The 20,875-nt window shown below is 61.5% G+C and carries 18 protein-coding genes; 10 read left to right on the plus strand and 8 right to left on the minus strand.

What is annotated here, in order from left to right; translation table 11 throughout:
• Nucleotides 1-606: 606 nt before the first annotated feature.
• Nucleotides 607-2,166, minus strand: a complete 1,560-nt coding sequence (locus HWX76_RS29790) for a fatty acid desaturase family protein (RefSeq protein ID WP_235356291.1) — start codon at nt 2,164-2,166, stop codon at nt 607-609.
• Here HWX76_RS29790 and HWX76_RS29795 point away from each other — a divergent pair.
• Complete coding sequence (locus tag HWX76_RS29795) at nt 2,165-2,854, plus strand: hypothetical protein (protein ID WP_235356292.1); 690 nt, start codon at nt 2,165-2,167, stop codon at nt 2,852-2,854. The two genes, HWX76_RS29790 and HWX76_RS29795, sit on opposite strands and share 2 nt — an antisense overlap.
• A 4-nt stretch (nt 2,855-2,858) precedes the next feature.
• Entirely contained in the window at nt 2,859-3,965 is a 1,107-nt protein-coding gene (locus tag HWX76_RS29800) for a hypothetical protein (protein WP_176016761.1), read from the plus strand.
• Here HWX76_RS29800 and HWX76_RS29805 read toward each other — a convergent pair.
• Together HWX76_RS29805 and HWX76_RS29810 are read right to left on the minus strand one after the other, a co-directional pair.
• The gene (locus tag HWX76_RS29805) at nt 3,953-4,873 is read right to left on the minus strand and encodes a hypothetical protein (RefSeq protein WP_176016762.1); all 921 of its coding nucleotides are present in this window, start codon (nt 4,871-4,873) and stop codon (nt 3,953-3,955) included. The genes HWX76_RS29800 and HWX76_RS29805 overlap by 13 nt on opposite strands.
• Nucleotides 4,870-5,856, minus strand: a complete 987-nt coding sequence (locus HWX76_RS29810) for a metal-dependent hydrolase (protein ID WP_239468945.1) — start codon at nt 5,854-5,856, stop codon at nt 4,870-4,872. The genes HWX76_RS29805 and HWX76_RS29810 overlap by 4 nt, the downstream gene beginning before the upstream one ends.
• 11 nt (nt 5,857-5,867) lie before the next feature.
• Here HWX76_RS29810 and HWX76_RS29815 point away from each other — a divergent pair, with 11 nt between their 5' ends.
• Genes HWX76_RS29815 through HWX76_RS29825 form a run of 3 tightly spaced genes read left to right on the plus strand, consistent with a single transcriptional unit; the run spans nt 5,868 to nt 9,512 of the window.
• Nucleotides 5,868-6,803 carry a fatty acid desaturase gene (locus HWX76_RS29815; RefSeq protein ID WP_050017214.1) on the plus strand — a complete coding sequence of 312 codons (936 nt, stop codon included), beginning with the start codon at nt 5,868-5,870 and terminating at the stop codon, nt 6,801-6,803.
• Nucleotides 6,804-6,816: 13 nt separating this feature from the next.
• A complete protein-coding gene (locus HWX76_RS29820; RefSeq protein ID WP_050017215.1) occupies nt 6,817-8,397 on the plus strand; it encodes a GH3 auxin-responsive promoter family protein in 1,581 nt (526 codons plus the stop codon).
• Nucleotides 8,391-9,512: an aromatic ring-hydroxylating dioxygenase subunit alpha gene (locus HWX76_RS29825; protein WP_089489944.1), complete on the plus strand. Its 1,122-nt coding sequence runs from the start codon at nt 8,391-8,393 to the stop codon at nt 9,510-9,512. Before HWX76_RS29820 ends, HWX76_RS29825 begins: the two co-directional genes overlap by 7 nt.
• Before the next feature lie 68 nt (nt 9,513-9,580).
• Here the strand turns inward: HWX76_RS29825 and HWX76_RS29830 are convergent, their stop codons facing one another.
• From HWX76_RS29830 to tssI, 4 genes are all read right to left on the minus strand, one after another.
• Nucleotides 9,581-9,841 carry a PAAR domain-containing protein gene (locus HWX76_RS29830; protein ID WP_012339060.1) on the minus strand — a complete coding sequence of 87 codons (261 nt, stop codon included), beginning with the start codon at nt 9,839-9,841 and terminating at the stop codon, nt 9,581-9,583.
• Nucleotides 9,842-9,860: 19 nt separating this feature from the next.
• Nucleotides 9,861-11,399: a DUF2875 family protein gene (locus HWX76_RS29835; protein WP_244138034.1), complete on the minus strand. Its 1,539-nt coding sequence runs from the start codon at nt 11,397-11,399 to the stop codon at nt 9,861-9,863.
• An 87-nt stretch (nt 11,400-11,486) separates the two neighbouring features.
• Complete coding sequence (locus tag HWX76_RS29840; protein ID WP_176016763.1) at nt 11,487-13,676, minus strand: DUF3274 domain-containing protein; 2,190 nt, start codon at nt 13,674-13,676, stop codon at nt 11,487-11,489.
• An 11-nt stretch (nt 13,677-13,687) separates the two neighbouring features.
• The gene (gene tssI, locus HWX76_RS29845; protein ID WP_176016764.1) at nt 13,688-16,471 is read right to left on the minus strand and encodes a type VI secretion system tip protein TssI/VgrG; all 2,784 of its coding nucleotides are present in this window, start codon (nt 16,469-16,471) and stop codon (nt 13,688-13,690) included.
• Between the two features lie 448 nt (nt 16,472-16,919).
• Between tssI and HWX76_RS29850 the strand changes: the two genes are divergently transcribed.
• From HWX76_RS29850 to HWX76_RS29860, 3 genes are all read left to right on the plus strand, one after another.
• Complete coding sequence (locus tag HWX76_RS29850) at nt 16,920-17,633, plus strand: PadR family transcriptional regulator (RefSeq protein ID WP_050017220.1); 714 nt, start codon at nt 16,920-16,922, stop codon at nt 17,631-17,633.
• A 38-nt stretch (nt 17,634-17,671) separates the two neighbouring features.
• Complete coding sequence (locus tag HWX76_RS29855) at nt 17,672-18,493, plus strand: siderophore-interacting protein (protein ID WP_124557156.1); 822 nt, start codon at nt 17,672-17,674, stop codon at nt 18,491-18,493.
• A 148-nt stretch (nt 18,494-18,641) separates the two neighbouring features.
• Nucleotides 18,642-18,875, plus strand: coding sequence for a hypothetical protein (locus HWX76_RS29860; RefSeq protein ID WP_089489939.1), 234 nt, complete (start codon nt 18,642-18,644; stop codon nt 18,873-18,875).
• Between the two features lie 25 nt (nt 18,876-18,900).
• Here HWX76_RS29860 and HWX76_RS29865 read toward each other — a convergent pair whose 3' ends face one another.
• Complete coding sequence (locus HWX76_RS29865; RefSeq protein WP_089489938.1) at nt 18,901-19,482, minus strand: phosphatase PAP2 family protein; 582 nt, start codon at nt 19,480-19,482, stop codon at nt 18,901-18,903.
• Between the two features lie 433 nt (nt 19,483-19,915).
• On the opposite strand from HWX76_RS29865, the gene HWX76_RS29870 reads away from it, so the two are divergent.
• Both HWX76_RS29870 and HWX76_RS29875 read left to right on the plus strand, forming a co-directional pair.
• On the plus strand, nt 19,916-20,656 hold the full coding sequence (locus HWX76_RS29870) for an acetoacetate decarboxylase (RefSeq protein ID WP_050017224.1): 741 nt from the start codon (nt 19,916-19,918) through the stop codon (nt 20,654-20,656).
• A gap of 52 nt (nt 20,657-20,708) precedes the next feature.
• On the plus strand, nt 20,709-20,875 hold a 167-nt coding region (locus HWX76_RS29875), incomplete at its 3' end, for an SDR family NAD(P)-dependent oxidoreductase (RefSeq protein WP_155640375.1).

A 20,875-nucleotide genomic window follows, 5' to 3' on the forward strand; every position in this document is an offset into this window, starting at 1 on the left:
CCGTTCGCCGTCTCGTTACCTGTTTTTCTAGCCAGCTTCCCTGCCACGGGGTGCCAAGCGTCGCGCGTTATTTCGGTAAATTGAATTGTCGACCGCTTTGTTGTTTTAAAATCGTGCCCCTCGATGAAAATCCTGCCAAATAAAATCACGCGTCGCAATCGGAATTCGCGGATCATGGTTTTATATTGCAATACTTTACATTTTCGATGAATTTTCGGGGTGTGAATAAAGGGTCACGCCTCTTGCCTCCGCTAGAATCTGCGCCAGTCATAAATCACACAAACATCATGACATTGAACGATGGGGTGGATCTAATGGGTTTTGGTGCTGCGGACATCTTGTTTGATCGAGCGAAAATAAAATCGAACAATTTCTATTATTTAAATAATTTTCATCGTCGTTCTTACAAACGACGCTGTTTAACTTATTCAGGAATCACGTGCCGGCGGAATAGCCAGCGATTAATCGCAAACGCAGACGGGCCGGCACGACCATGCGCAGAGGCCAATGGCTGCGCGGCACGCGTCAGACGGAGCACGACGGGTCGTGCCGATCTTTCGCACCAGGACCGACGGGAAACTTCATCGCGCCGTCGAAGGGATTTTTCTATCTTGGGTTACCACTGCGCGAGGCACCCGACCATAGCAACGCAAGCAATTGCCGCGAAGACAGAACCGGCTCGTCAGACGCACGCAATTCGGGCAGGCGATGCCACGCCACGCCGGGTTCGCGATGATGTTGTTGGTGATAGTTAATGTTGTACGGCCAGATAAAGAAGCGGCCAAGTAACCCGACGCGCCACGAATAAGTCCAGTCATTCCAGCCAGCCGTGGCACCAGGCCCACCACTGTGCTCTGCAATACTACGGATCTTCTGCACTAACGCCCCGATTGTCACGAGAGGGACGAACCAAAGCGCCGCAAGCGTCAACAGTTCGCGTACTGTGCATGCATGCACGAGCGACAAAAGCAGGATACCCCACGTCGCTATCGCCGTAAGCAGCGGCAGTGACATGGATGCACCACGCCCGTTCGCACGCCGATATGCGCGCATGTTTTTCACCATGTTGACCAGGAGCAAATCACCGAGCAGTTGCCGGACGAGGGGGAGTGTGTCGAGTGGCTCGAATTTCCATGGCTGCGCGTGGTACAGATAATTCCGCTCAGGATCTTCCGCCGTCCCGACATGTCGATGGTGGGCAAGATGCAGCGGGCGATAAAATTCGATGGGCACGAGCCCCGGTACGCCAATTGCCAAGTTGATCAGAAAGTCGTTCGCGGAACGGCGGCGGGTTAAGTGATAGTGGGTCGCGTCGTGATACAGAATGAATAATGCGTGTTGCCGAGTCGCGACAACAACGGCGGCGACAAGGTAGCCCCCCCAATGCCCCACCGATAACGCAACTCGAAGCGCAACTACGATACATAGCCATTCAAGCAGTAATGCGGCGGCCGTACGCAGGTCGACGTCGAGACGAATGAGTACGGTCGTCGCACAGCCGACGCCGATGCCGAGTGCGAGTCCCACGAGCATGTCCGCGAGCAAATGCTGTCCGGTCGTTAAGACGGTGATCGCCAGCATCGTGCTCCACGCAGCGTAATAGCGCGCTGCCCGGACGCGTAGCGCAGCCAGCACCACGGTTACAGCCACAGGCAGCGCAACATGCCCGCAGGGACTCGCCGCGAGCGGCGTGTCGATCCGATACAGCCACGCGATCCATCCTGCCGCTGCCGGCGACCGGCTCACGGCAGTCGGCCATAACAGATGACAGACGATACACAGGCCTGCGGCAAGTGCCCCGGCGAAAAATGCGGGCAGCAGCCAATTTCGGCTGCGGCCGAACCAGACAATCGACGGCATCACGAGCGCGTAGCTCAAATAAAGCGGTACGCTGGCAGACACACGCGGAATGACCGCATCGTACGGTCCCGGACGCAACAGCGTCACGGGTGCCATCGGCGCGTGTGTGACCCAGAAGTACAGTGCACCCGACACGACGACATAGATCGCGAGCCAGCGCCACGCGTCGAACGCCGACGGTATATAGGAGACGGAAACAGGAGGTATGGCACGCATGTGAAAAAAGGAGCGGCTCAATCGCGTATCATGATAAATCGTTTCAGCTCGCATGAATAACGACGCTATGCCGCTTCGAGCCAGTTCCATGACACGTGCGCAGCTGCGCGACGTCGATGTTGCACATATGTACGCGCTCTACTCGACCTGTTACCGGGATACGGAACAGGCACGCTTCGAACACGATCTCGACGACAAGACACATTGCGTCATCATGCGTGACGACACCGGCAAGCTACGCGGCTTCTCCACGTTGAAACTATATGAACAGCAGTGGCAAGACACTACACTGCGCATCCTGTTTTCCGGTGACACGATTGTGGATCCGGCCTGTTGGGGCAGTCAGCAACTCGCGTTTTGCTGGATTCGACTCGCCGGTGAACTCAAACGCAACGTGCCTGACGTCGCACTATACTGGTTTCTAATCTGCAAGGGGCATCGTACGTACCGCTACTTGCGAGCGTTCGCACATGATTTCACCCCGCGATTCGACCGACCGACTGAACCCGTAAATCAGGCGCTACTGGATCATCTGGCAATTGAGCGCTTCGGGTACGCATACGACGCCGCGTCCGGCGTGCTCAAGTTTCCGGTACCGCAAGGCCGCCTCGCCCCAGCCCTCGCCGAAGTGCCGGACGCGCATCGACGGCTGCCGGATGTCGCCTATTTTCTGAAGCGCAATCCAGAATACGCGTGCGGCAACGAGCTCGTATGCCTGTGCGAACTGACGCCGGAAAACCTACGCCCGATGGCAAGACGAATCTTCACCGGTGAATGAGCCAATGACGCGGATCCGGCTAGCCACAGCGGTCGACAACGAACGGCTCCTCGCGTTTCAAACACGTTACGCGATGCTCAGCGGGATGCCACTTCGCTTCGATCGTTCACCGGATTACTTCGCACTGCATCGGTGTCATTCGAACGACTGTCGAACGTGGCTCGCGGAGGACAGCGCAGGGCGCGTCAAGGGAATAGCCAGCATGGTCGTTCGCGACGGCTACCTCGCCGGCGAGAAACAGCGCATCGCTTACCTCGGCGACTTGCGCATCGCACCCGATCGCGAACTAGCGCACACTTGGGTCGACTATGTCGTCGACCGCCTCGCCGATCTCGCCCGACACGAAGGCGTACAGCATACGTACTGCTGCATCATTCGCGACAACCGGATCGCGACGCAATCGCTATTCAGGACAGGCAAGCGGCCCCGGCTCGGATTTCGACATTGGCGCGGCTACAGTAACGTATCGATCTATGCGCGGCGTATTGCTGCGCGGAGCGCCGGCTTGGTCAAGATCACGAACGCGTCGGCTGCCGATGCCGACGCACTCCGCGCATTCCTGGACCAAGAGTCTCGTTCCCAACCCTTCGGTTGCGTCTTTACGGCGGACGAATTCGCGCGCCGCCTGAACACCTGGCCCGACTTCGGAATCGAGCGCTTTCTGGTCGCACGTAACGCGCAGCGGCGTATCGTGGGCTGCGTTGCTCCGTGGGATGCAGAGCGTATCAAACGCATCGTGCTGGAACGTCTGCCGCGCTCGCTCGGTGCGCTGCGTCACAGCTTCAACGCCATCGCACCCTTGCTCGGCCGCCCTCCCATCACAGCTCCCGGCCAGCCGCTCCGGGATATCTACCTGACTCATCTGCATGTGAGCGGACGCGACCCGGACATTGCACAGGCGTTGCTCGATGCGGTCTGGCAACAAGAGCGGAGCCGCTATGCCTTGCTGCAGCTTTGCCTGTACGATCACGATCCGCTATGGCCCGCCTTGCAGGGTTATCGATACACCGCATTACCGATGGATCTATACACGCTATCCGCGCCCGGCACGAGCGCACTCGATTCGGGCGCCACCGAAGCAATCCCCGGGTTCGAGATCTATCTCGTCTGACCGCTTGCGACCGCTGCCGCCCGCGCGTCGTTCAGGAGCGCAACGAGTGCAAGCCAGAAACGCCCCGCATCGAAGCCGGCGCCGCCGAGCACAGGCTGGCCATGGTCGAGATGTGGCATGCAAACTCGCGGTATGCCGCGAAACGTCTGGTGGTCGAGGTAGAACTGTCCGTCATGCGCACAGCCGGGACGGTAGCGGTCGAGGCGTGAGTGATGTGCATCGAACCGCGACGTGCGTTCTATCGACCAGCTTACGACATGCACACAGTGCAGGCCACCGGGCACCGCAGACAACAGATTCGCGATGTCGGCGCCGCGCCCGCTGCCGATATCGCGCGAGCCTGCATACAACCAGCGTGTGCGCAGCAATCTCCCGGCGGCTCGACCCAACCATGCGGGATCGATGCGCGCCCCCCGTTGCTCGAGCAAGCCATCGATGATCGCACTCGGACCGACGGGCGGCTGAACGAGTGCGATACCGTCGCAGCGAGCACGAAGCCCTGAATCCGCATGCAGCGCCGCCAATGCATCGAGTCCCCCTTTGCTGTGGGCAAGGACGATAAAGCGGCGATCAGCGGGTAAGCGCGCATACAGATTGCGAACGATATGCGCGCCCTGCTCGGCAACCGCGCGCGACGAGCGGACCGGCACACGCAGGACTGAGTACCGCGCGGCACGCAACGCCTGCGCAGCATGCCGGAAGCAGGCGGGTATCCACTCGGAATAGAGTCCCGCAATCAGCACGATGACGATGTTCGAGGATGCATGGGCGTCATGCGCGTGCCAACATTCGATGAAGCGCTCGGTCCAGTCGAGTGCTGTGGGCGCCGGTTCGAACGGCGTCAATGGGTAGTGTTGCCGCCACTCGTCGAAGCCGGACGGCGACCATGCCGGATACCGTGCACTCATGCCGGCTCCGTTGTCACGCCATCGGCAGCGAGCGCCGCGCGGGCAGCAGCCAGCGTGGCTGGATTCCCGATTCGGTCAGGGTGAAAACGCGGCGAGAACCATGCCAGCCACGCGGGTAGCACGCGGGTAACGATGCCCCGCGCGCCGAACAGCCACCAGCCAAGCTGTGCCCAGCTTCGCCAATTGCCGGCGTCGCGGTCGGCACGCGCGAGACGGACGATGAAATACCCCAGATCGACGATGAAGCATGCCGTGACACCGAGCATCGCCGCCGCCCGTATGACATAGCGCTTGATCGCGCCGCCGCCGCAAGCGCGAAATACGTCGAACGCGACAGACTTGTGTTCGGTTTCCTCTATCGCATGCCACCGCCAGATCGCGGCCATCGATGGGTCGGCACCGTCGAAAATGGCGGGGTCGCGCAACAGCAGATCGGCCAGAATGGCGGTGTAGTGCTCAAGACATGCGGTGAAGGTCAATTGAAGCAGCGGCGACGCGACACGCCGGCATTGTTCCTGCCGTCTCCTCATCAGCGCCTCGAGTGCGTCGACCGGCATGCCTTGGCGAGCCAGGCGTCGGTTGTACGCGCGGTGCTCGCGGATATGAGTGGCTTCCTGGTACAGGAATGCATCCACTTGCGCGGCGAGCGTGCCGTCGGCCGGCAGCGCGTCGCAGTACTGCCTCACGCTATCGACAAAGAACTTCTCGCCAAGCGGAAACATGATCGAGAACGCGTCGAAAAAGCGCGTCACCCTGCGGTTGTCACGATACCAATAGCGCGGAATGTCGTCGGCAAAACGAAACCGCGGATTGCGCCGACGGATGTCTGCCGCGTCGTTGCGGCGTTCATGCATTGAATCGTCGGTTCGTTTGGCGTACATGGTCGTGGCCGATCGTGGCGTAACGCGCAGGGTCAGCGCAGGCGGGCGTATTGTTCGACGATGGCGATCGAAGGTATGCTCTGCGTCGCTGCCACCATCCATGTCCGAATTGTATGTTCGATGCCAATGCAAGCGCCATAGATAATCGTTCGCGACGGTTCGATCGGCTGAATCTCTGCGTGCTCGCGCTACAGAGCGTTATATGGGCGGGCATCCTGACGTGGCTGTCGCACGGTACGAGCCCGTGGCGCTGGGGGGCGCTCGTACCGTTCTGCCTGATCATGCAAGGCGTGTTTTCGATGATGCACGAAACATTCCACGGTTTCGGGCATCGGCGCGGGAAAATCAACTACTTGATGATGTGGTGGGCATCGACGATGTTCGGCGCCGCGGCAACGCTGATTCACGTGAATCATCTCGGTCACCACGTGCGAAATCGAACGCCTGCGGAGCGGGTGGACTTCGTCGAGCCGGATGCTTCGCTGTGGCGCAAGCGAGTCGCATACTACGCGGCGATCGTCGGCGGCATCTGGTTCGCGAGTTTCGCGGGCAGCTTCGTCCTGGCCGTGCTTCCGAGTCGCATTCCGTATGGTTGGGCCAAGTACGGACACGACAACACCTATGCGGCCGCGTTCAGAGACTTCGGCCACGCGGAATTCCGACGAATTCGATACGAAACCCTCGCAGGCGCGGCCGTATGGATTGCACTGGGGACATTGCTGGACTGGCGCGTGCTCGACATCTCGCTTGCCTACCTCGCATTCGCGTTTTCGTGGTCGTCGCTCCAATGGGTTTATCACATGCACACGCCGCTCGACGTTGTGGAGGGCACATACAATATGCGTGCCCCCATACTGATCCGCTGGGCATTCCTCAACTTCAACTACAACCTGACGCATCACCGGCGTCCGAGCCTGCGCTGGCAGGAGCTTCATGCGTGCTCCGACGCGGCGGAGACGCGGCCGCTGTGGTACGGTTGGCTGCATGTGTTCGAAGCGCCCCGGCGTTTGCCGAGCGATCCGACACAACTCGAAAAAACCTATTTCTAACGAGAGGACGCACGTGCGTGCACAGGATGCGTGGGCCGCGTTCGGCGCTGCTGCAGAACCCTTTCGCCGCGTGTGGCTCACGGCGCTCGACGCGCCGGGTGACGCGCAGGCGACCTATCTGTCACGCTTGCTCGCCGCCAATCGGAACACGGCGTTCGGCATCGCCCACGGGTTTGCCGATATCGCGGATCCGGCACAATTTCGCGAACGCGTGCCGGTTGCCCCCTACGCTGGCGTGTCCCGATGGATCGATCGTGCACTCCAGGAGTCCACTCCGATCCTGACCGCGCAACCGCCACGTTTCTTCGAGCGCACAAGCGGCGGCAGCGAGCAGCAAAAGCTCATTCCCTATACGCCGGCCTTTCTCGAAGAATTGCAGTTCGCACTGGTCGTCTGGCTCTCCGATCTGCATCACGCCGTGCCCGGCGTCGCAGCCGGCCGCGCGTACTGGTCGATGTCGCCTCCGCTGCAAGCGCGCGGCCGCGCTCCCAACGGCATCATGATCGGGTCGGACAGCGATCTCGATTATCTGGCCGACAGCCCGCTCGTCGATCTGCTGCCGACGCTCGTCGTACCATCGCTATCGGGTGATGCTCGCACGTGGCGCACCGAAACGTTGCGCGCGTTGATCGCCGCTCATGATCTGGCCTTCATCAGCGTATGGAGCCCAACCTTCCTGACCAGTCTGCTTCGTCCGCTGTTCGACAACGCCGAACCGCAACGCCGCGACACACTCACCTTCCTGTTCGATTCGCTGCCGCCGAATCGTACGGCCGCGCTGCGGCGCGCACTCGACGATGGTCACTGCGGCCGGCTGTGGCCTCAACTCGCGGCAGTGAGTTGTTGGATGGACGGTCCAAGCAAACACTACGCCGCACATGCCCGCACCTTGTTACCCCAGGCCGCATGGTTTCCGAAAGGCTTGTTTTCCACCGAGGCAGTGGTCAGCCTGCCGTTCGGCGATACGGCCGGCTGTCCCCTCGCCGTCTGCAGCCACTTCCTCGAGTTCCTGCTCGATGATGGAACCGCGATAGGCGTGGAAGAACTGAAGCCGGGCGACACGGTCGAGGTCGTCGTGACGACCGGAGGCGGCCTGTACCGCTATCGGCTCGGCGATCGGGTCCGTGTGACCGGATATGCGGGACGAACGCCATGCGTGACCTTCGTCGGGCGGGCGGACACGCAAAGCGATCTGGTCGGTGAAAAGCTGGACGAAGCCTATCTGGCCGCGTCGCTTTCCAAGTTACTGCAACCAGGCGACGAAGGTTGCGTGATTCCGTGCGCGGACGCGGATCCACCCCATTACCTGCTGTTGCTTGCAAGCGATACGCCGGACGTCGCCACCTTGGGCGTTGCGCTGGAACAGGCTCTCGCCCGCGCTTTTCACTACCGGCACGCACGCACGGTCGGCCAGCTTGGCCCGTTGCGCGCGGTTCGCATACGTGGGGGTGCCGCCCAGCTGGCGGATCTCGTCCAGCGAGCCCACGAGCGTGCATGCATCCGGGCTGGGGATGTCAAACCCCGCGCTCTGGTGGCCAAGCCCGCCGTGGCGAACGCACTCCGCGCATTTATCGAGGACGCGTGCTCATGTTGAACATATCGATCGCATCAACGTGTTCGCCGTGCGACGAATCCGCGCCGGATGCCGATGGCGAAGCCTTCGGCGCACTCGTCGAGCAATGGTATGTCGCGAGCACCGAAGCCGAGGTCAAGCGGGACAAACCGTTCGGTACTCGCGTACTGGGCCTCGGCATCGTGCTATTCCGGGCGGCCGACGGCGAGATCGTCGCGCTCGTCGATCAATGTGTGCATCGCGGCACCCGGTTGTCGGCCGGGAAAGTCGTCGACGGCTGCCTCGTCTGTCCGTATCACGGCTGGCATTACGACCAGCACGGCAGCGTCACCCGAATTCCCAGCATCGACAGCGCAAGCGCCGAATCGACCGGTACGACCTACCCATATCGTCAGCGCAGATTGCCGGTGTTGACTCGGCACGGTCTCGTCTGGGTCTACCGCGGGCGAGGCGATCCAGCGCTGAAGCGACCGTTCGACATGCCACACCACGGCGAACGGCCGTGGCAGTCGTACTATATGATCAATACGTTCGATGGCGATCTCGGTGCACTGGTCGAGAACTTCATGGACGTCCCGCATACGGTGTTCGTGCACGACCGGATTTTTCGTTCATCCACTGGGCGGCGACTACGGGCGACCGTCGAACTGAAGCAGCAAAGCGTCGAGGTCACGTATCACGATGACGGCGACAAGATCGGCATGCTGGATTGGCTGACCAATCCATCCAGGGAACCGCTTCGGCATACCGATCATTTTTATGCACCGAACGTCACGCGATGCGACTATCACTGGGGGAGCCGCTCGAGTTTTCTGATCATCAGCCAGATCACACCGCTCGACACTCGTCGATCGCGTGTCTATACCTACATCGCCTATCGCTTTGCGTTGCCGGCCGCGCTGCTGCGCGCGCTGAAACCACTGCTGCACCTCTACACGCATTCCGTGATCCAGCAAGACGTGCGAATCATGCGTGCGCACCGCGAGGGACTCGACAACGCCGCAGGCTTCACGCCGTCGAGCGTGCGCGCCGATGTGGTCCATATTGCGATCGGACGGTTGCTGGCCGCGACGCAGCGTGGCGAGCCGTTGCCGGATGCGCAATGCGGCACGAAGCCGATGGAATTCGTGATCTGAGCGTGACCAGCGTGATCAGCCGATGCCCGCCGGCTCGAGGCGCACCGCTCACGCGCACCGTATTTCCGTTAGCCTCCTGTCTGGTGCTGGCTCGCGATCAGGCGTGCTCCGCATGCCAGCAAGTCGCCGTCGCATGCGGCGACTTGCCCGTCGAATCGGGCGTGGCCCGACACCGTCGCAATGAAGGTCAGGCCGTGAATCTCGCAGATCGCGGGATCGTGCAAGCGTGCGATTGCGCGCCCGTTGATTCGCGAGTTCGGTGCCCCGGACACAACGCGTCCGCCGTGACTATGCACATCGCCTTCGATGATGTATCGCTTTTGACCCATGACGTGTCGATCCGGTCCGTCAGTAATCCCAGTTGAAGGTCTGCGGATGCGCCTGCCGCGACGCGGCGTCCGGCGGCGTCAGCATGACGATCGTGGCATGCAGCGGGTCCCTCAGGTTGATCAGTGCGCTCGTCTTCCCGTCACCATAACCCATCATCAGCGCCAGTGCGCTCTGAACCCAGATCGAACTCGTTCCGGTGTCGCCGCCTATACGACGCTGCATGTCGAATGCGTCTTTCGGGTCGTCAATATCGATATGCTGCGGATTGTCGTGCAGCGACTGCACCAGCAACGCGAGATTGGCGGTCGAGGTGCCGGTATCGTAGAACATCCGTCCCGGCTGCTCGCCGGGCGCAAGCGTGCCCACTGCCTGCTGCCAGCCGGCGCGGATCTTTTCGATTCGCTGGCCCTTCTTCAACGGCGCCCCGTGGCCGTTGCTCAGATCGACTCGCACCGGCCGATGCAGATTGGCCAGAACCGGCCATTTGTCGTACTCCTTCAATTGCCACGTCGTCCACGGAATCGGCACCCACGGGTTCGGCTTGAAGCCGTCCGGCATCTTCAGCGCTGCGGTCTTCCAGAACTCGGGGAGCTTCGCGTGCCAATAGTCCCAAGACATTTCATAAACACCGGGCGCTGGCCTGGGATAGGATTTCTGCTGTGCCCAGAAGTAGTTCCACAGCTTGATGACATCAAATTGTGTCTTGGTCTTGTCGATCGCCTCCGGCGCATCGACAACATATGGTCGAATCGTCCGATCGACGCGATCCTTGCGCGTCACCAGCATCGCAACCAAACTATCCGGATATTGCGGAACGAAATTGCCGTTCGCGTTCGACTTGTCCAGATAATCACCGTGTGGCGTGCGCATGTAGCCTCGCGTCACAAGACCATCTTCGGCAAGCACCACGACAGCTGGCAAATCCGGATGCTGGTCGAAGAAATCGAACAGGCGCGCTACCGCCGTGTCGCCATGTTCGCCGTGAATCTCGTCGAGTCTGATGTATAGCGTGTTACCAATGCCCGCGCCGTTATCAGCGCTATTGATGTGGGTCGCCATGCGATCGGCATGCGGATCGGCGACGTTACGGGGCGGTCCCAGCACGACAACGGGAATAGGCCAGTAATCCACCCAGTTGCGCAATGCATAGCCGAACACGTTGTTCTGGCGCTTGGCGTATTCCGAATCGCGCGTATCACTTGACCAGGGATATTGCTTGGGATCTTGCAGCAGCAGCGTTCCGCTCGTCCCAGTTTCATCCAGGCGCATCAATAGTGCCCGTTGCCGGAAGCGGTCAACCGTCACGCCGATACGCCGAATCTCCAATGTGAATTGAGAATCCTGCGATCCCGCTCCGGCCGATGCCACACTCAGAGCAGACTGTGCGGTACTGGCTCCCTCTGGACGTGACGAGTCCTTGCGCAGCGATGCGCCATAGGTAAGGCTCACGCCAGCAGCCAGTAACAGTGGCGGCAGGATCAACAATAGCAATCGCCTTATCATCGTCATATTTTCCAGAAACGAAAATCCATATCTCGCAGTCAACTCGAATGCCACGAGCCAAATCAAAGTGAGGCTCGCGAACAAAAAAATAAATACTCGCGATCCTGATAGACGCGGGACCGATGTTGTCGTCATGTAGCGTCAACCGTGCATATGGTGGGGTGAACGAGCTCGAACCTGCTTGTTGATTTCATCGGTTCTCATCTCGATGGTTTCGCTGACTACGCCTGCAGGAAAGGCCTTGGGAATGACGTCTTCCCCAGGGAAATTCCCTTGGTCGTAATATTCGCAGTTCGCCCTGATGATGTGCAGCGTCTGCTCGTCCAGGTTCGTATGGGCTTTCGTCAATTTGTCGATCCTGCTCATTGGTGTACGCCAGTCGGCGACAGCACGCAGCAGCGTCGCCCAGTCCGGATCGTCCAGCGCACGCGCCTGGCCTACCGACACATCGAACGCAGTCGCACAGCGGTGATTTCTGCGACCACTCATGACCGCCGAGTGATATGAGCTTTCTCCCTTATGCTGATTCATCAGCCGAACCTTGGCTTCATTGAGCGTCTCCTGCCGATAGACGACGATGTGCCCGGGCGACGGCGGTACCGTCGATACGACCCGGCTTACCTTGCACTGATCGTCGGGACCCTTGCCAGCGTTCAGCGACGCCTCGACCTCGGTAGAGGTCGGCAGCGTCCCATCCTCACTCGTTGGCCAGTCGATGGTTTGTGCAGGCAATGCCTGCAACGCACCTTCGCCACTGTTCGTGCTCAATGCAATTTCCGCTTCAAGCTGGTCAATGGCTTGCTTGCCGGGCGCAAACTCGCCGTCATTATTTTTCGAGAGCGGCGTCGCTGCGGTTCCCGGCAGCACATTGCCTTCCATTTCGGGATCGAATGGTGGCGTCAATGCTTCGCCATTGATATTGCGCTGGGTACCCACGCTTATCTGCGCCGATTTGATCCACGTCGTAAAGCCACCGGGCAAGCCATGGGATGTTTCGCCCTTTTCCCGTATCGTAAAGTTTCCGGGCGGCGTACCAACCTGAACCGGCTTGCCCTGTCGCAGACGCCGGGTAAAGACGCGCTGCCGAAAAGCCGCCGACAGCAAATTGATAGTCTCCGGCTTGCCTCCCTGCTGCGCCGCACGCACGTCGATTGAGTCGGGCAGGCCCGAGCAACCCATGCCATTGACGCCGCTCAGCCCGACGGTCGCATCCTCCGGGCTGAAGTACATATACACTTTGCCGCGATTGTCGCGCTCGGCGAACACGACGCATTCATTGCCTTGCGGCCCGCTCAGGCGCCTCGCCTGCGCGGGATCCCACGTCGGCCCGACGACGCCAAAATTGTCCCGGCCCGGCTCGTACTTCAATTGATCGAATGGTGGCGTCGGATATTTGCCGCTCGCCACATGCCCGACCAGGTTTGCCAGGGTCTTTGCACGCGCATAACTCGTCTGCTGCTGATCCCCACGTTGCAGCAGCCGATCCATGAACTCCTCGCTCAAGCTGTAGGGCGAGTCGATCAGAACCAACGTGTCGGCAGGGCGGTCAGCGGGACCACATTGGTTCGGAATCAGTCCCTCGACGAGATAGGCCTGGGCAAGCAGCGATATCAGCGTGCCCTGACTGTGCGCAATGATATTGACCGTCCCGTCCGCGTCGATAAGGCGAATTTGCCGCACCAATGCCGCGAGCCGCCGTGCTGCCAGCACCATGTAATGCCGATTTTCCGCCTCGCGAAGCGGATGCGTCGGGTCACCCTGCATCCTGTCGAGAATTTTCGTCGCCATTCCCCCTTTGAAATTCGAGTCGAACATGTCGGGAATGTTGTTGGTCGCATTGGCGAAGAATCCGCCGTTGCGCGCACGGTGCTCATCGAGGCGATTGCCGAACCGGTCGACGTACTGGCCGTTGACGGTTTCCTTATTGGGGTCCCGGGGCAAATCCTCCTTCCCGACGCGCAATCCCCAATAAAACGGAATCAACGGACTCCTCGTCTCTTCGCTTTCCTGCCGACGATAGATGACGTCGTCCATGTTCTTCATCATGTCGGCAACGCTCACTTGGCTCGGGTCGTTCGCCATGCGGCCGTGCGAGTACTCCGCGCCCTTGAAATCGGTGCGACCGAGGCGGTCGTTCAATCCCTCGCACAGTCCGCCTTCGACCGTGCCGAAATCCGTTCCCAGGTCGTTCACGCCATGGATCAGGATCGTCGTGCACGGGAAACGATTTTGTACGTCGGTATTGACGAACGCATTCTGTGGCCGGTTGCAATTGAGAATCGCCTGATGCTCGCCGACGATCCGGGGCGAAGAGGTTGTGGTATCGGACATGATCGCCTGCCTTAAGCGTCGAAAACCTGAATGTGTGCAATGTGCATCGCGTCGCTCGATGCAAGCTCCGTCAACCCGTGTGCATCCGAGACACCATTAATGACCTGGCCATTGCGCAGCGTGATCTTGTACGGACGATTCGGCACGGGATGCGTACCATCGTCACCGTCGGTGCCCGGGTACCGCAAGCGGAACTTCTGATCGGCTCCTCCGCGATTGAACGCCGGCGGCGCAACGTGGTCCGTCTTCGGACCGACGAAATCATGTCCCGCCGTGTGTGCGGTGAACGCACCGTCGGAACCGACCTCGACGCCGCCACCGACCTTCACGTAGCTTCCGTCTTCCGCGACGAACCGGATCGACTTACCCGAGATCAACACTTCGTCGCCGACCGACATGATCTGTATCCCCTTCTGCGCGGTCGCCGCGAGCGTGTCCTGTTGCGCCTGCAAGACAACGGGGCCTTCGCCGGCAATCGCGCGGACGCCTTCCCCGCGCCCGAACAGGTGGATTCCCTTGCCAGCCGTCGTGATCACGCGCTGCCCCCCGGCGAATTGCAGGTTCTGCTGCGCGATCTGATCGATGTTCTCGCCAGCGTAGGTCACGTAAGTCTTGGGAGTGATATTGAGCGCACCGGCCTTTGCGCCAAATGCCATCAGCGCCTGAGAATCGCCTGCGTCAGCGTTCGGCGCACGATCGCCGCCTGACGCATGACCGCCTGGCGTCCAACCCTTGAAGGCGGTCACGACAGCTTGCTGCCCCGTCGCATCGGTCGCCGTGCCACCGTGCTGTCCGGCGTAATCTCCCAACGCCTTGAACAGCTCCGCGCACTCGCCGAGCAATTCGACGAGTTCATCGCGATCAAGCTGTCCGCCGCTCGCCTGAGTACGCGCGTAGGTGGTCAAAAGCATCCCTTGCGCCGCGCGCAACGCGGCTGCCGCGTCGGTGCGCAATTCGGCACCTTGGCCGCGGTCAGCACCCTGTCCGTTATCACGCGGTTGCGTCAGATAGCCGAGATTCAACTGACTATGCGCGTGCTCCGATGCAAGCTGCGCGCTGATTTGTTGCGGTGTGTCGTCGAGACGAAGTTGGTTGTAGCGCTGCCCCTTGATTTCCTTCGTCTTGATACCGGAAAGAAAGCGATTGCCGGGCAAACTGCCGGTATGAGTGAAACTCGCCGGCATGTTCGCGCCGTTTGCCAGTACGCCGATGATGACCAACCTGTCCGGATCTCCGCCGAGGCTCCCGAGCAGAACTTCGGTGCCCACCCGCGGCAAGAACGTCTCGCCGAAATTCGGCCCGGCCAGACTGGATGCCACGCGAATCGGTGCGCTGTCGCTCTCGTTGCTGTTTGTCCCGGCACCCTGCGCGTGCGCATGATCGCGGGAATCCTGCCCGAGAATCTGCACGAACACGCAGCCATTCTCGTCGCAACTGACTTCCTCGCCATCGGCCCCGACCACGCGCCCGGTAATCAACGGCGTCGGCGGAAGGTCAGTCTTGGGATCGTAAGGCGGCGTGAGAGGCGTGCCACGCGGCACGCACGAGAACGTATTTTCGTAGCGCGTATCCTGACCAGACGGATCTCCATCGCTCAGCGACTGTGGTTGCTGAAGCGTGTGGCTGGTGGCGAACAGTGCCTGCGCGCGCTCGCTCAACCCTTTGGGCAGATTGTTCCAGATCTCGTGGTGCAATGATGTAATCACGAATTGCTGCTTGTCGGACGGGAGCGCGCCCCACTCGTCCTCTCCGGCGATCGTGATCCATGCGCCGACTGCAAGGTCGCGAATTCCGCTCACGCCGTCGTATCGCACCGCCTGCGCTTCATGAGCCAGAATGCGATCTTCCGTCATCCGTTCGTGGTCTGCCCACGAGTCCGCCATATGCGGGACGTCGATCACGATGTCCGTCAGCAATTTCGCGAGATCGTTACCCGATTCGCCTTGATCGATCCTTGTCGATGCACTGGACTGGTCCACGCGGGCATATCGATAGTCCCACGAAGGGCGCCCCGATTCCCCCGAAATCAGTTGCTGACGCATCGTCAGAGCGGTGATGGTATCGCGCTGTTCCGTTCCAGCGTCTCGTGGATGAACCCGCACTATACCCGCGGCGGACTCGCCCAGTTTCCGAGGGTCATCGCAGAACACCAGCGCATGCACGGGAGAATCGCCGTCTTTCGTCTCCCCGCTTACCCGTCCGGCGCGCACGAACAGCGTGATGCCGTCGCGACGCGCAATCCGGGAGATGAAACGGGCATCAGATTCGTTGACCTGACGTACGAAAGAGCGAACCGGATAGCGGGATCTATCGAGTTGCGACAGGTCGAACTCGAACGCCTGCGCAAGGGCCACACTACGCTGTCGCCATTCGCTCAGGACGACGCCAAGTACATCGACCACGCTCACGTTACGAAAGATGCGAGAGTTGGTGCGCTTGTGCAGCAGGTTCAACGCGTCAGTCACGGCGAACTGGTAAACCGTCAACTCCCCGTCGGTCCGTCCGACCTGAACGGCGCTAATAATTGCGTTGATGGCATGCACTTGGCCGCGGTCCGTGACGATACCGATTGAGACCGGCGCTCCAATGAAAAGCTTCGGAGGCAGATCGCCCTGCTGAGAAATGCAGGTCAAATGACCGCTGATGCCTGTCATCATGCTTTCACGAATGCTCGCGTGCTGCAACGCGATCTTCGACCCCAGCGCGTGCTGCGCCTTACCCCAATTCAGCACGACTGGCCGGCGATTCGCATCGATTCCCGATACGAAATTGCGGAATGACTCTCGGATATTCACGACCGTCTCTCAGTTTGATTCATTATGATCCGCCGGATGTTGCTGTTCTAAATAGCGGGCGGCTGCGCGCGAGTTTACCAAAATGTGACACACAGGTAACAAATCGGTATGCCGATTAGCAATTTTTCATGTTATTTGACGAAAAACACTTTCCGTCGCTCTATCTGAAGCGACGGGAATGCTCGAATGCCGGCTATCCCCCAATCTCTCGACGCAGAGCATTTTTCAAAGCCCACCGCACGCGGACCGGAACCGAGATTACGCGCATGTAGGTGCCAATCTGCTACGTTCGAGTTCGCCGCCTCACTCCCCAGCGATCAGGCAGGACCGCTGCCCGCAAGCCCTCCACCACAGCTCGGTCCCCCATCCCGCCCCCAATTAATCGCCTTGACACCCTATCTTTCGATATATATCTTTAGATATGTTTTACGAAATATAGGATACGATCATGCGACACAATCACTTCCGCGGCCATGCCCGATGCGACGGTCATGGTGCGCATGCCGGCCCTGACTGGTTTGCCGGCGTCTTGCACGCGATCGGCCGCCATCGCCGCGGCCACGATCCGTTTGGCGGCGGCAACCCGTTCGGCGGCCGGGGCGGGCGCGGCGGCTTTGGCGATTTCGGCGACGACGCGATGCCGCGCGGCCGCCAGTTCAGCTCCGACGATCTCCAGCTGCTGCTGCTCGCGCTAGTGGCCGAACAACCGAGCCACGGCTACGAACTGATCAAGGCGCTCGACACGCGCTCGAACGGTTTCTACAGCCCGAGCCCCGGCATGGTGTATCCGGCGCTCACGTATCTCGACGAAGTCGGCTTCGTCGCGTCGCAGGCGGAAGGCAACCGCAAGCGCTATGCGCTGACCGACGCCGGCCGCGTGCATCTCGACGCCCAGCGCGAAAGAGTCGACACGCTGTTCGCGCGTCTCACGCACCTCGCCCGCAAGATGGAATTCATGCGCCGCGCGTTCGCCGGGGAATCGGCGGGCGCCGACGCGCAGGACGAATCGCAGGCCGGTTGGCTGCCGGAATTCGTCGAGGCGCGTCTCGCGCTCAAGCGCGCGCTGCTGCACAAGAGCGCCGCCGATGCCGACGAACAGCGCCGCATCGCGGCCATCATGCGCCGCGCGACGGCTGAAATCGAAGGCGGCGCCGGCGCGTGATCCGCGCCGCCCCGTCACCACCCAAGGAGAACGGATCGATGCAGAACACGTCCGAACGCACCGTCACCCGCGTGCGCCACACCCTCAAGTTCCGCCTGCTGCAGGTGCTGCGCGTGCATACCGTGACGCCGCACCTGCTGCGCGTCACGCTCGGCGGCCCCGATCTCGCGGATTTCGAATCCGCGTCGTTCGACGATCACGTGAAGGTCTTTTTCCCGCCGCCCGGCGCGGAACGGCCCGCGCTGCCGACGCTCGGCGCGAACGGCCCCGAATTTCCGGAAGGCGAACCGAAGCCGGTCGCGCGCGACTTCACGCCGCGCCGCTTCGATCGTGCCGCCGGAGAACTCGATCTGGAATTCGTGCTGAACCATCCCGGCCCCGCATCGCAGTGGGCCGCGCAAGCGCGTGTCGGCCAATGGCTCGGCATCGGCGGCCCGCGCGGTTCGTTCGTGGTCCCAACCGATTTCGACTGGCATTTGCTGATCGGCGACGATACGGCGCTGCCGGCCATCGCACGACGCCTCGAGGAACTGCCGGCCGGTGCGCGCGCGGCGGTCGTGCTGGAAGTCGCGGATCGCACCGCGCAGATCTCGTTCGAGACGCGCGCCGACGTGCATGAAATCTGGCGCTTCCGCGCCGAAGCCGACACGGCGAACGGCGACACGCTGCTGAACGCCGTCCGCGATCTGCCGCTGCCGCCGTCCGGCGACGGCTACGTGTGGGCGGCCGGCGAAGCGCTGTCGATGCGCGCGGTGCGCCAGCACCTGACCGGCGAACGCGGCATCGACAAGTCGCGCATCCGCGCGGCGGCCTACTGGAAGCGCGGCGCGGCGGCCGTGCACGAAACGCTGGAAGATTGAGCGGAGGCGCCCGGTTGCCGGGCGGTTGCAACAATCGTGGCGCCCGCGCAGCAGCGGGCTTGGCACCGGCATCGCGGCTGGTATATATCTATGTCTGCGCGCCGCTGTCGGGCGACAGCCGCCGCAGCCCGCCCAGGAGCGCCCGGTCATGACAAAAGAAAGCCACGCTTCGCCCTTCCTTCGCCACCTGAAGATCGCCGGCTATTGCGGCCTCGCCGCGGTCGTCGTCGTGCTGTTCGTCGCGATGTGCGCGATCCTCACGGAAAGCGCCCTCGACCGCGATACCGCGCGGCATCCGGCCGATACACCCGAGCTGCGCGACGCGGGTGGCGGTCCATCCGCCTCGGCCGAATCGGCCCGCACACCGGGCTCGTCCGGCTGACGGCGTCCTGCCGGTTTCCTTCCGCTTACGGCGCCTGCCGGCGCCCCATCACGACCGCATGCACCGAATCGCCGAGCCGTTCGAGCAGCGCGGTCACGCGGTGCCCGTACAGGTGCGCGACCAGCGCGCCGACCGTGCCGACCAGCACGCCGCCCGCCATGTCGAACGGCCAGTGCACGCCCGCATAGACGCGTCCCCATGCGATCGCCACGGCCATCGCGGCCATCACGAAACCGGTGACCCGCGTCGTGCCGCCGAGCAGTAGGCCGACCGCCATGCTCCACGCGAACGTCATGTGATCGCTCGGAAACGAGCTGTCCGGCGCATGCGGAATCAACTGCGTGCCGACGCCGGCCATGAACGGGCGCGGCGAGAACCAGACATGCCCGAGCGCCTGCGCGAGCACGAGCGCCACGCAGACGCCGACGCCGGCTTCGATCGCCTGGCGCCGCGCGGGGCGCGCACCGAAGATCCAGGTCAGCAGCAGCATCGCGGGCAGCGCATAGACGAGCCAGTCGGCGGCGAAGATCGCGAGGCGGGCAACGCCCGGGTGCGGCGCACCCCCGGCGTTGATGGCGGAAAAGAGGGCGAGATTGAGGTTCTGCATGAATCCGGTTGCGTGAGGCATGAATGATCGGCCAGTGGCCCGGCCAGAAACGAACGATGCTAGGACGTGACCGCTTAGGCGGTGCTTAAGGCGGCAGCCGCCCAGACGAGGACCGCGCGGCGAACGCACTTAGAACCTGCACTGCAACACAAGTTCACACAATTGTCATATTCCCGCGCCGGGCTTCCCGCAAAAGCTCACCCTGCTTCCCGTAAAGACTCACCTTTTTCACATGATGGCGTCATCGACGCGTGCGACGCTGACGCGGCCGGGTGCCGACACCGCCGTTTTACACCGTTCATCTCAATATTTACGCCGCAAATAATTCGAAATCGGCAACAATTAATTCCATATGCGGCATCGCACAACGGCAACGCACAGGCATACGATTACGACCACTCATCCACGAAGCGATCAACAACAAGGAGTCCGCATGAAACCCAGCGATGTCCGATCGAAAGCGTTTGCGATGCCGTTGACCAGCCCTGCGTTCCCGATGGGCCCGTACCGTTTCGTCGATCGTGAGTTTCTGATCATCACGTACCGCACCGATCCGGACCGCCTTCGTGAAATCGTCCCCGAGCCGCTGCAAATCACCGAGCCGCTCGTGCATTACGAATTCATTCGCATGGCCGATTCGACCGGCTTCGGCGATTACACCGAAAGCGGCCAGGTGATCCCCGTCGAATACGACGGCCAGCCGGGCGGCTATACGCTCGCGATGTATCTCGACGATCACCCGCCGATCGCCGGCGGCCGCGAGCTGTGGGGTTTCCCGAAGAAGCTCGCGTCGCCCACGCTGCACGTGAACACCGATCACCTCCTCGGCACGCTCGACTACGGCAAGGTGCGCGTCGCGACCGGCACGATGGGCTACAAGCACAAGGAACTCGACATCGACGAGCAGACGAAACGGCTCGCCGGCCCCAATTTCCTGCTGAAGATCATCCCGCACGTCGACGGCACCGCGCGCGTATGCGAACTGGTGCGCTATTACATGCAGGACATCAAGATGAAGGGCGCATGGACGGGCCCGGCATCGCTCGAGCTGGCGCCGCACGCGCTCGCGCCGGTGGCCGACCTGCCCGTGCTCGAGATCGTCGAAGCCCGGCACATCGTCGCAGATTTGACATTGGGCCTCGGCGAAGTCGTCTACGATTATCTGGCCCAGTAACACGTCCGCACTCCTTTCTCCCTGTCAATCCTTTCACCACGGGAATTCGAACATGAGCAACCTGAATGGCAAGACCGCAGTCGTCACGGGCGCCGCGAGCGGCATCGGCAAGGAAATCGCGCTGGAGCTGGCCAAGGCAGGCGCGGCCGTCGCGATCGCCGACCTGAACCAGGACGGCGCGAACGCGGTCGCCGACGAGATCGTCAAGGCAGGCGGCAA

Source organism: Burkholderia sp. BCC0398 (genome assembly GCF_902833245.1).
GTDB classification, from domain to species: Bacteria; Pseudomonadota; Gammaproteobacteria; order Burkholderiales; family Burkholderiaceae; genus Burkholderia; species Burkholderia sola.

Excerpts from the sequence above, each read along its gene's own strand:
- HWX76_RS29855 (WP_124557156.1), top strand. The coding sequence starts at position 17,672 with ATGCAGAACACGTCCGAACGCACCGTCACCCGCGTGCGCCACACCCTC.
- HWX76_RS29865 (WP_089489938.1), bottom strand. The coding sequence starts at position 19,482 with ATGCAGAACCTCAATCTCGCCCTCTTTTCCGCCATCAACGCCGGGGGT.
- HWX76_RS29860 (WP_089489939.1), top strand. The coding sequence starts at position 18,642 with ATGACAAAAGAAAGCCACGCTTCGCCCTTCCTTCGCCACCTGAAGATC.
- HWX76_RS29815 (WP_050017214.1), top strand. The coding sequence starts at position 5,868 with ATGTTCGATGCCAATGCAAGCGCCATAGATAATCGTTCGCGACGGTTC.
- HWX76_RS29800 (WP_176016761.1), top strand. The coding sequence starts at position 2,859 with ATGACGCGGATCCGGCTAGCCACAGCGGTCGACAACGAACGGCTCCTC.
- HWX76_RS29825 (WP_089489944.1), top strand. The coding sequence starts at position 8,391 with ATGTTGAACATATCGATCGCATCAACGTGTTCGCCGTGCGACGAATCC.
- HWX76_RS29830 (WP_012339060.1), bottom strand. The coding sequence starts at position 9,841 with ATGGGTCAAAAGCGATACATCATCGAAGGCGATGTGCATAGTCACGGC.
- HWX76_RS29805 (WP_176016762.1), bottom strand. The coding sequence starts at position 4,873 with ATGAGTGCACGGTATCCGGCATGGTCGCCGTCCGGCTTCGACGAGTGG.
- HWX76_RS29795 (WP_235356292.1), top strand. The coding sequence starts at position 2,165 with ATGACACGTGCGCAGCTGCGCGACGTCGATGTTGCACATATGTACGCG.
- HWX76_RS29790 (WP_235356291.1), bottom strand. The coding sequence starts at position 2,166 with ATGGAACTGGCTCGAAGCGGCATAGCGTCGTTATTCATGCGAGCTGAA.
- HWX76_RS29870 (WP_050017224.1), top strand. The coding sequence starts at position 19,916 with ATGAAACCCAGCGATGTCCGATCGAAAGCGTTTGCGATGCCGTTGACC.
- HWX76_RS29840 (WP_176016763.1), bottom strand. The coding sequence starts at position 13,676 with ATGTCCGATACCACAACCTCTTCGCCCCGGATCGTCGGCGAGCATCAG.
- HWX76_RS29810 (WP_239468945.1), bottom strand. The coding sequence starts at position 5,856 with ATGGATGGTGGCAGCGACGCAGAGCATACCTTCGATCGCCATCGTCGA.
- HWX76_RS29850 (WP_050017220.1), top strand. The coding sequence starts at position 16,920 with ATGCGACACAATCACTTCCGCGGCCATGCCCGATGCGACGGTCATGGT.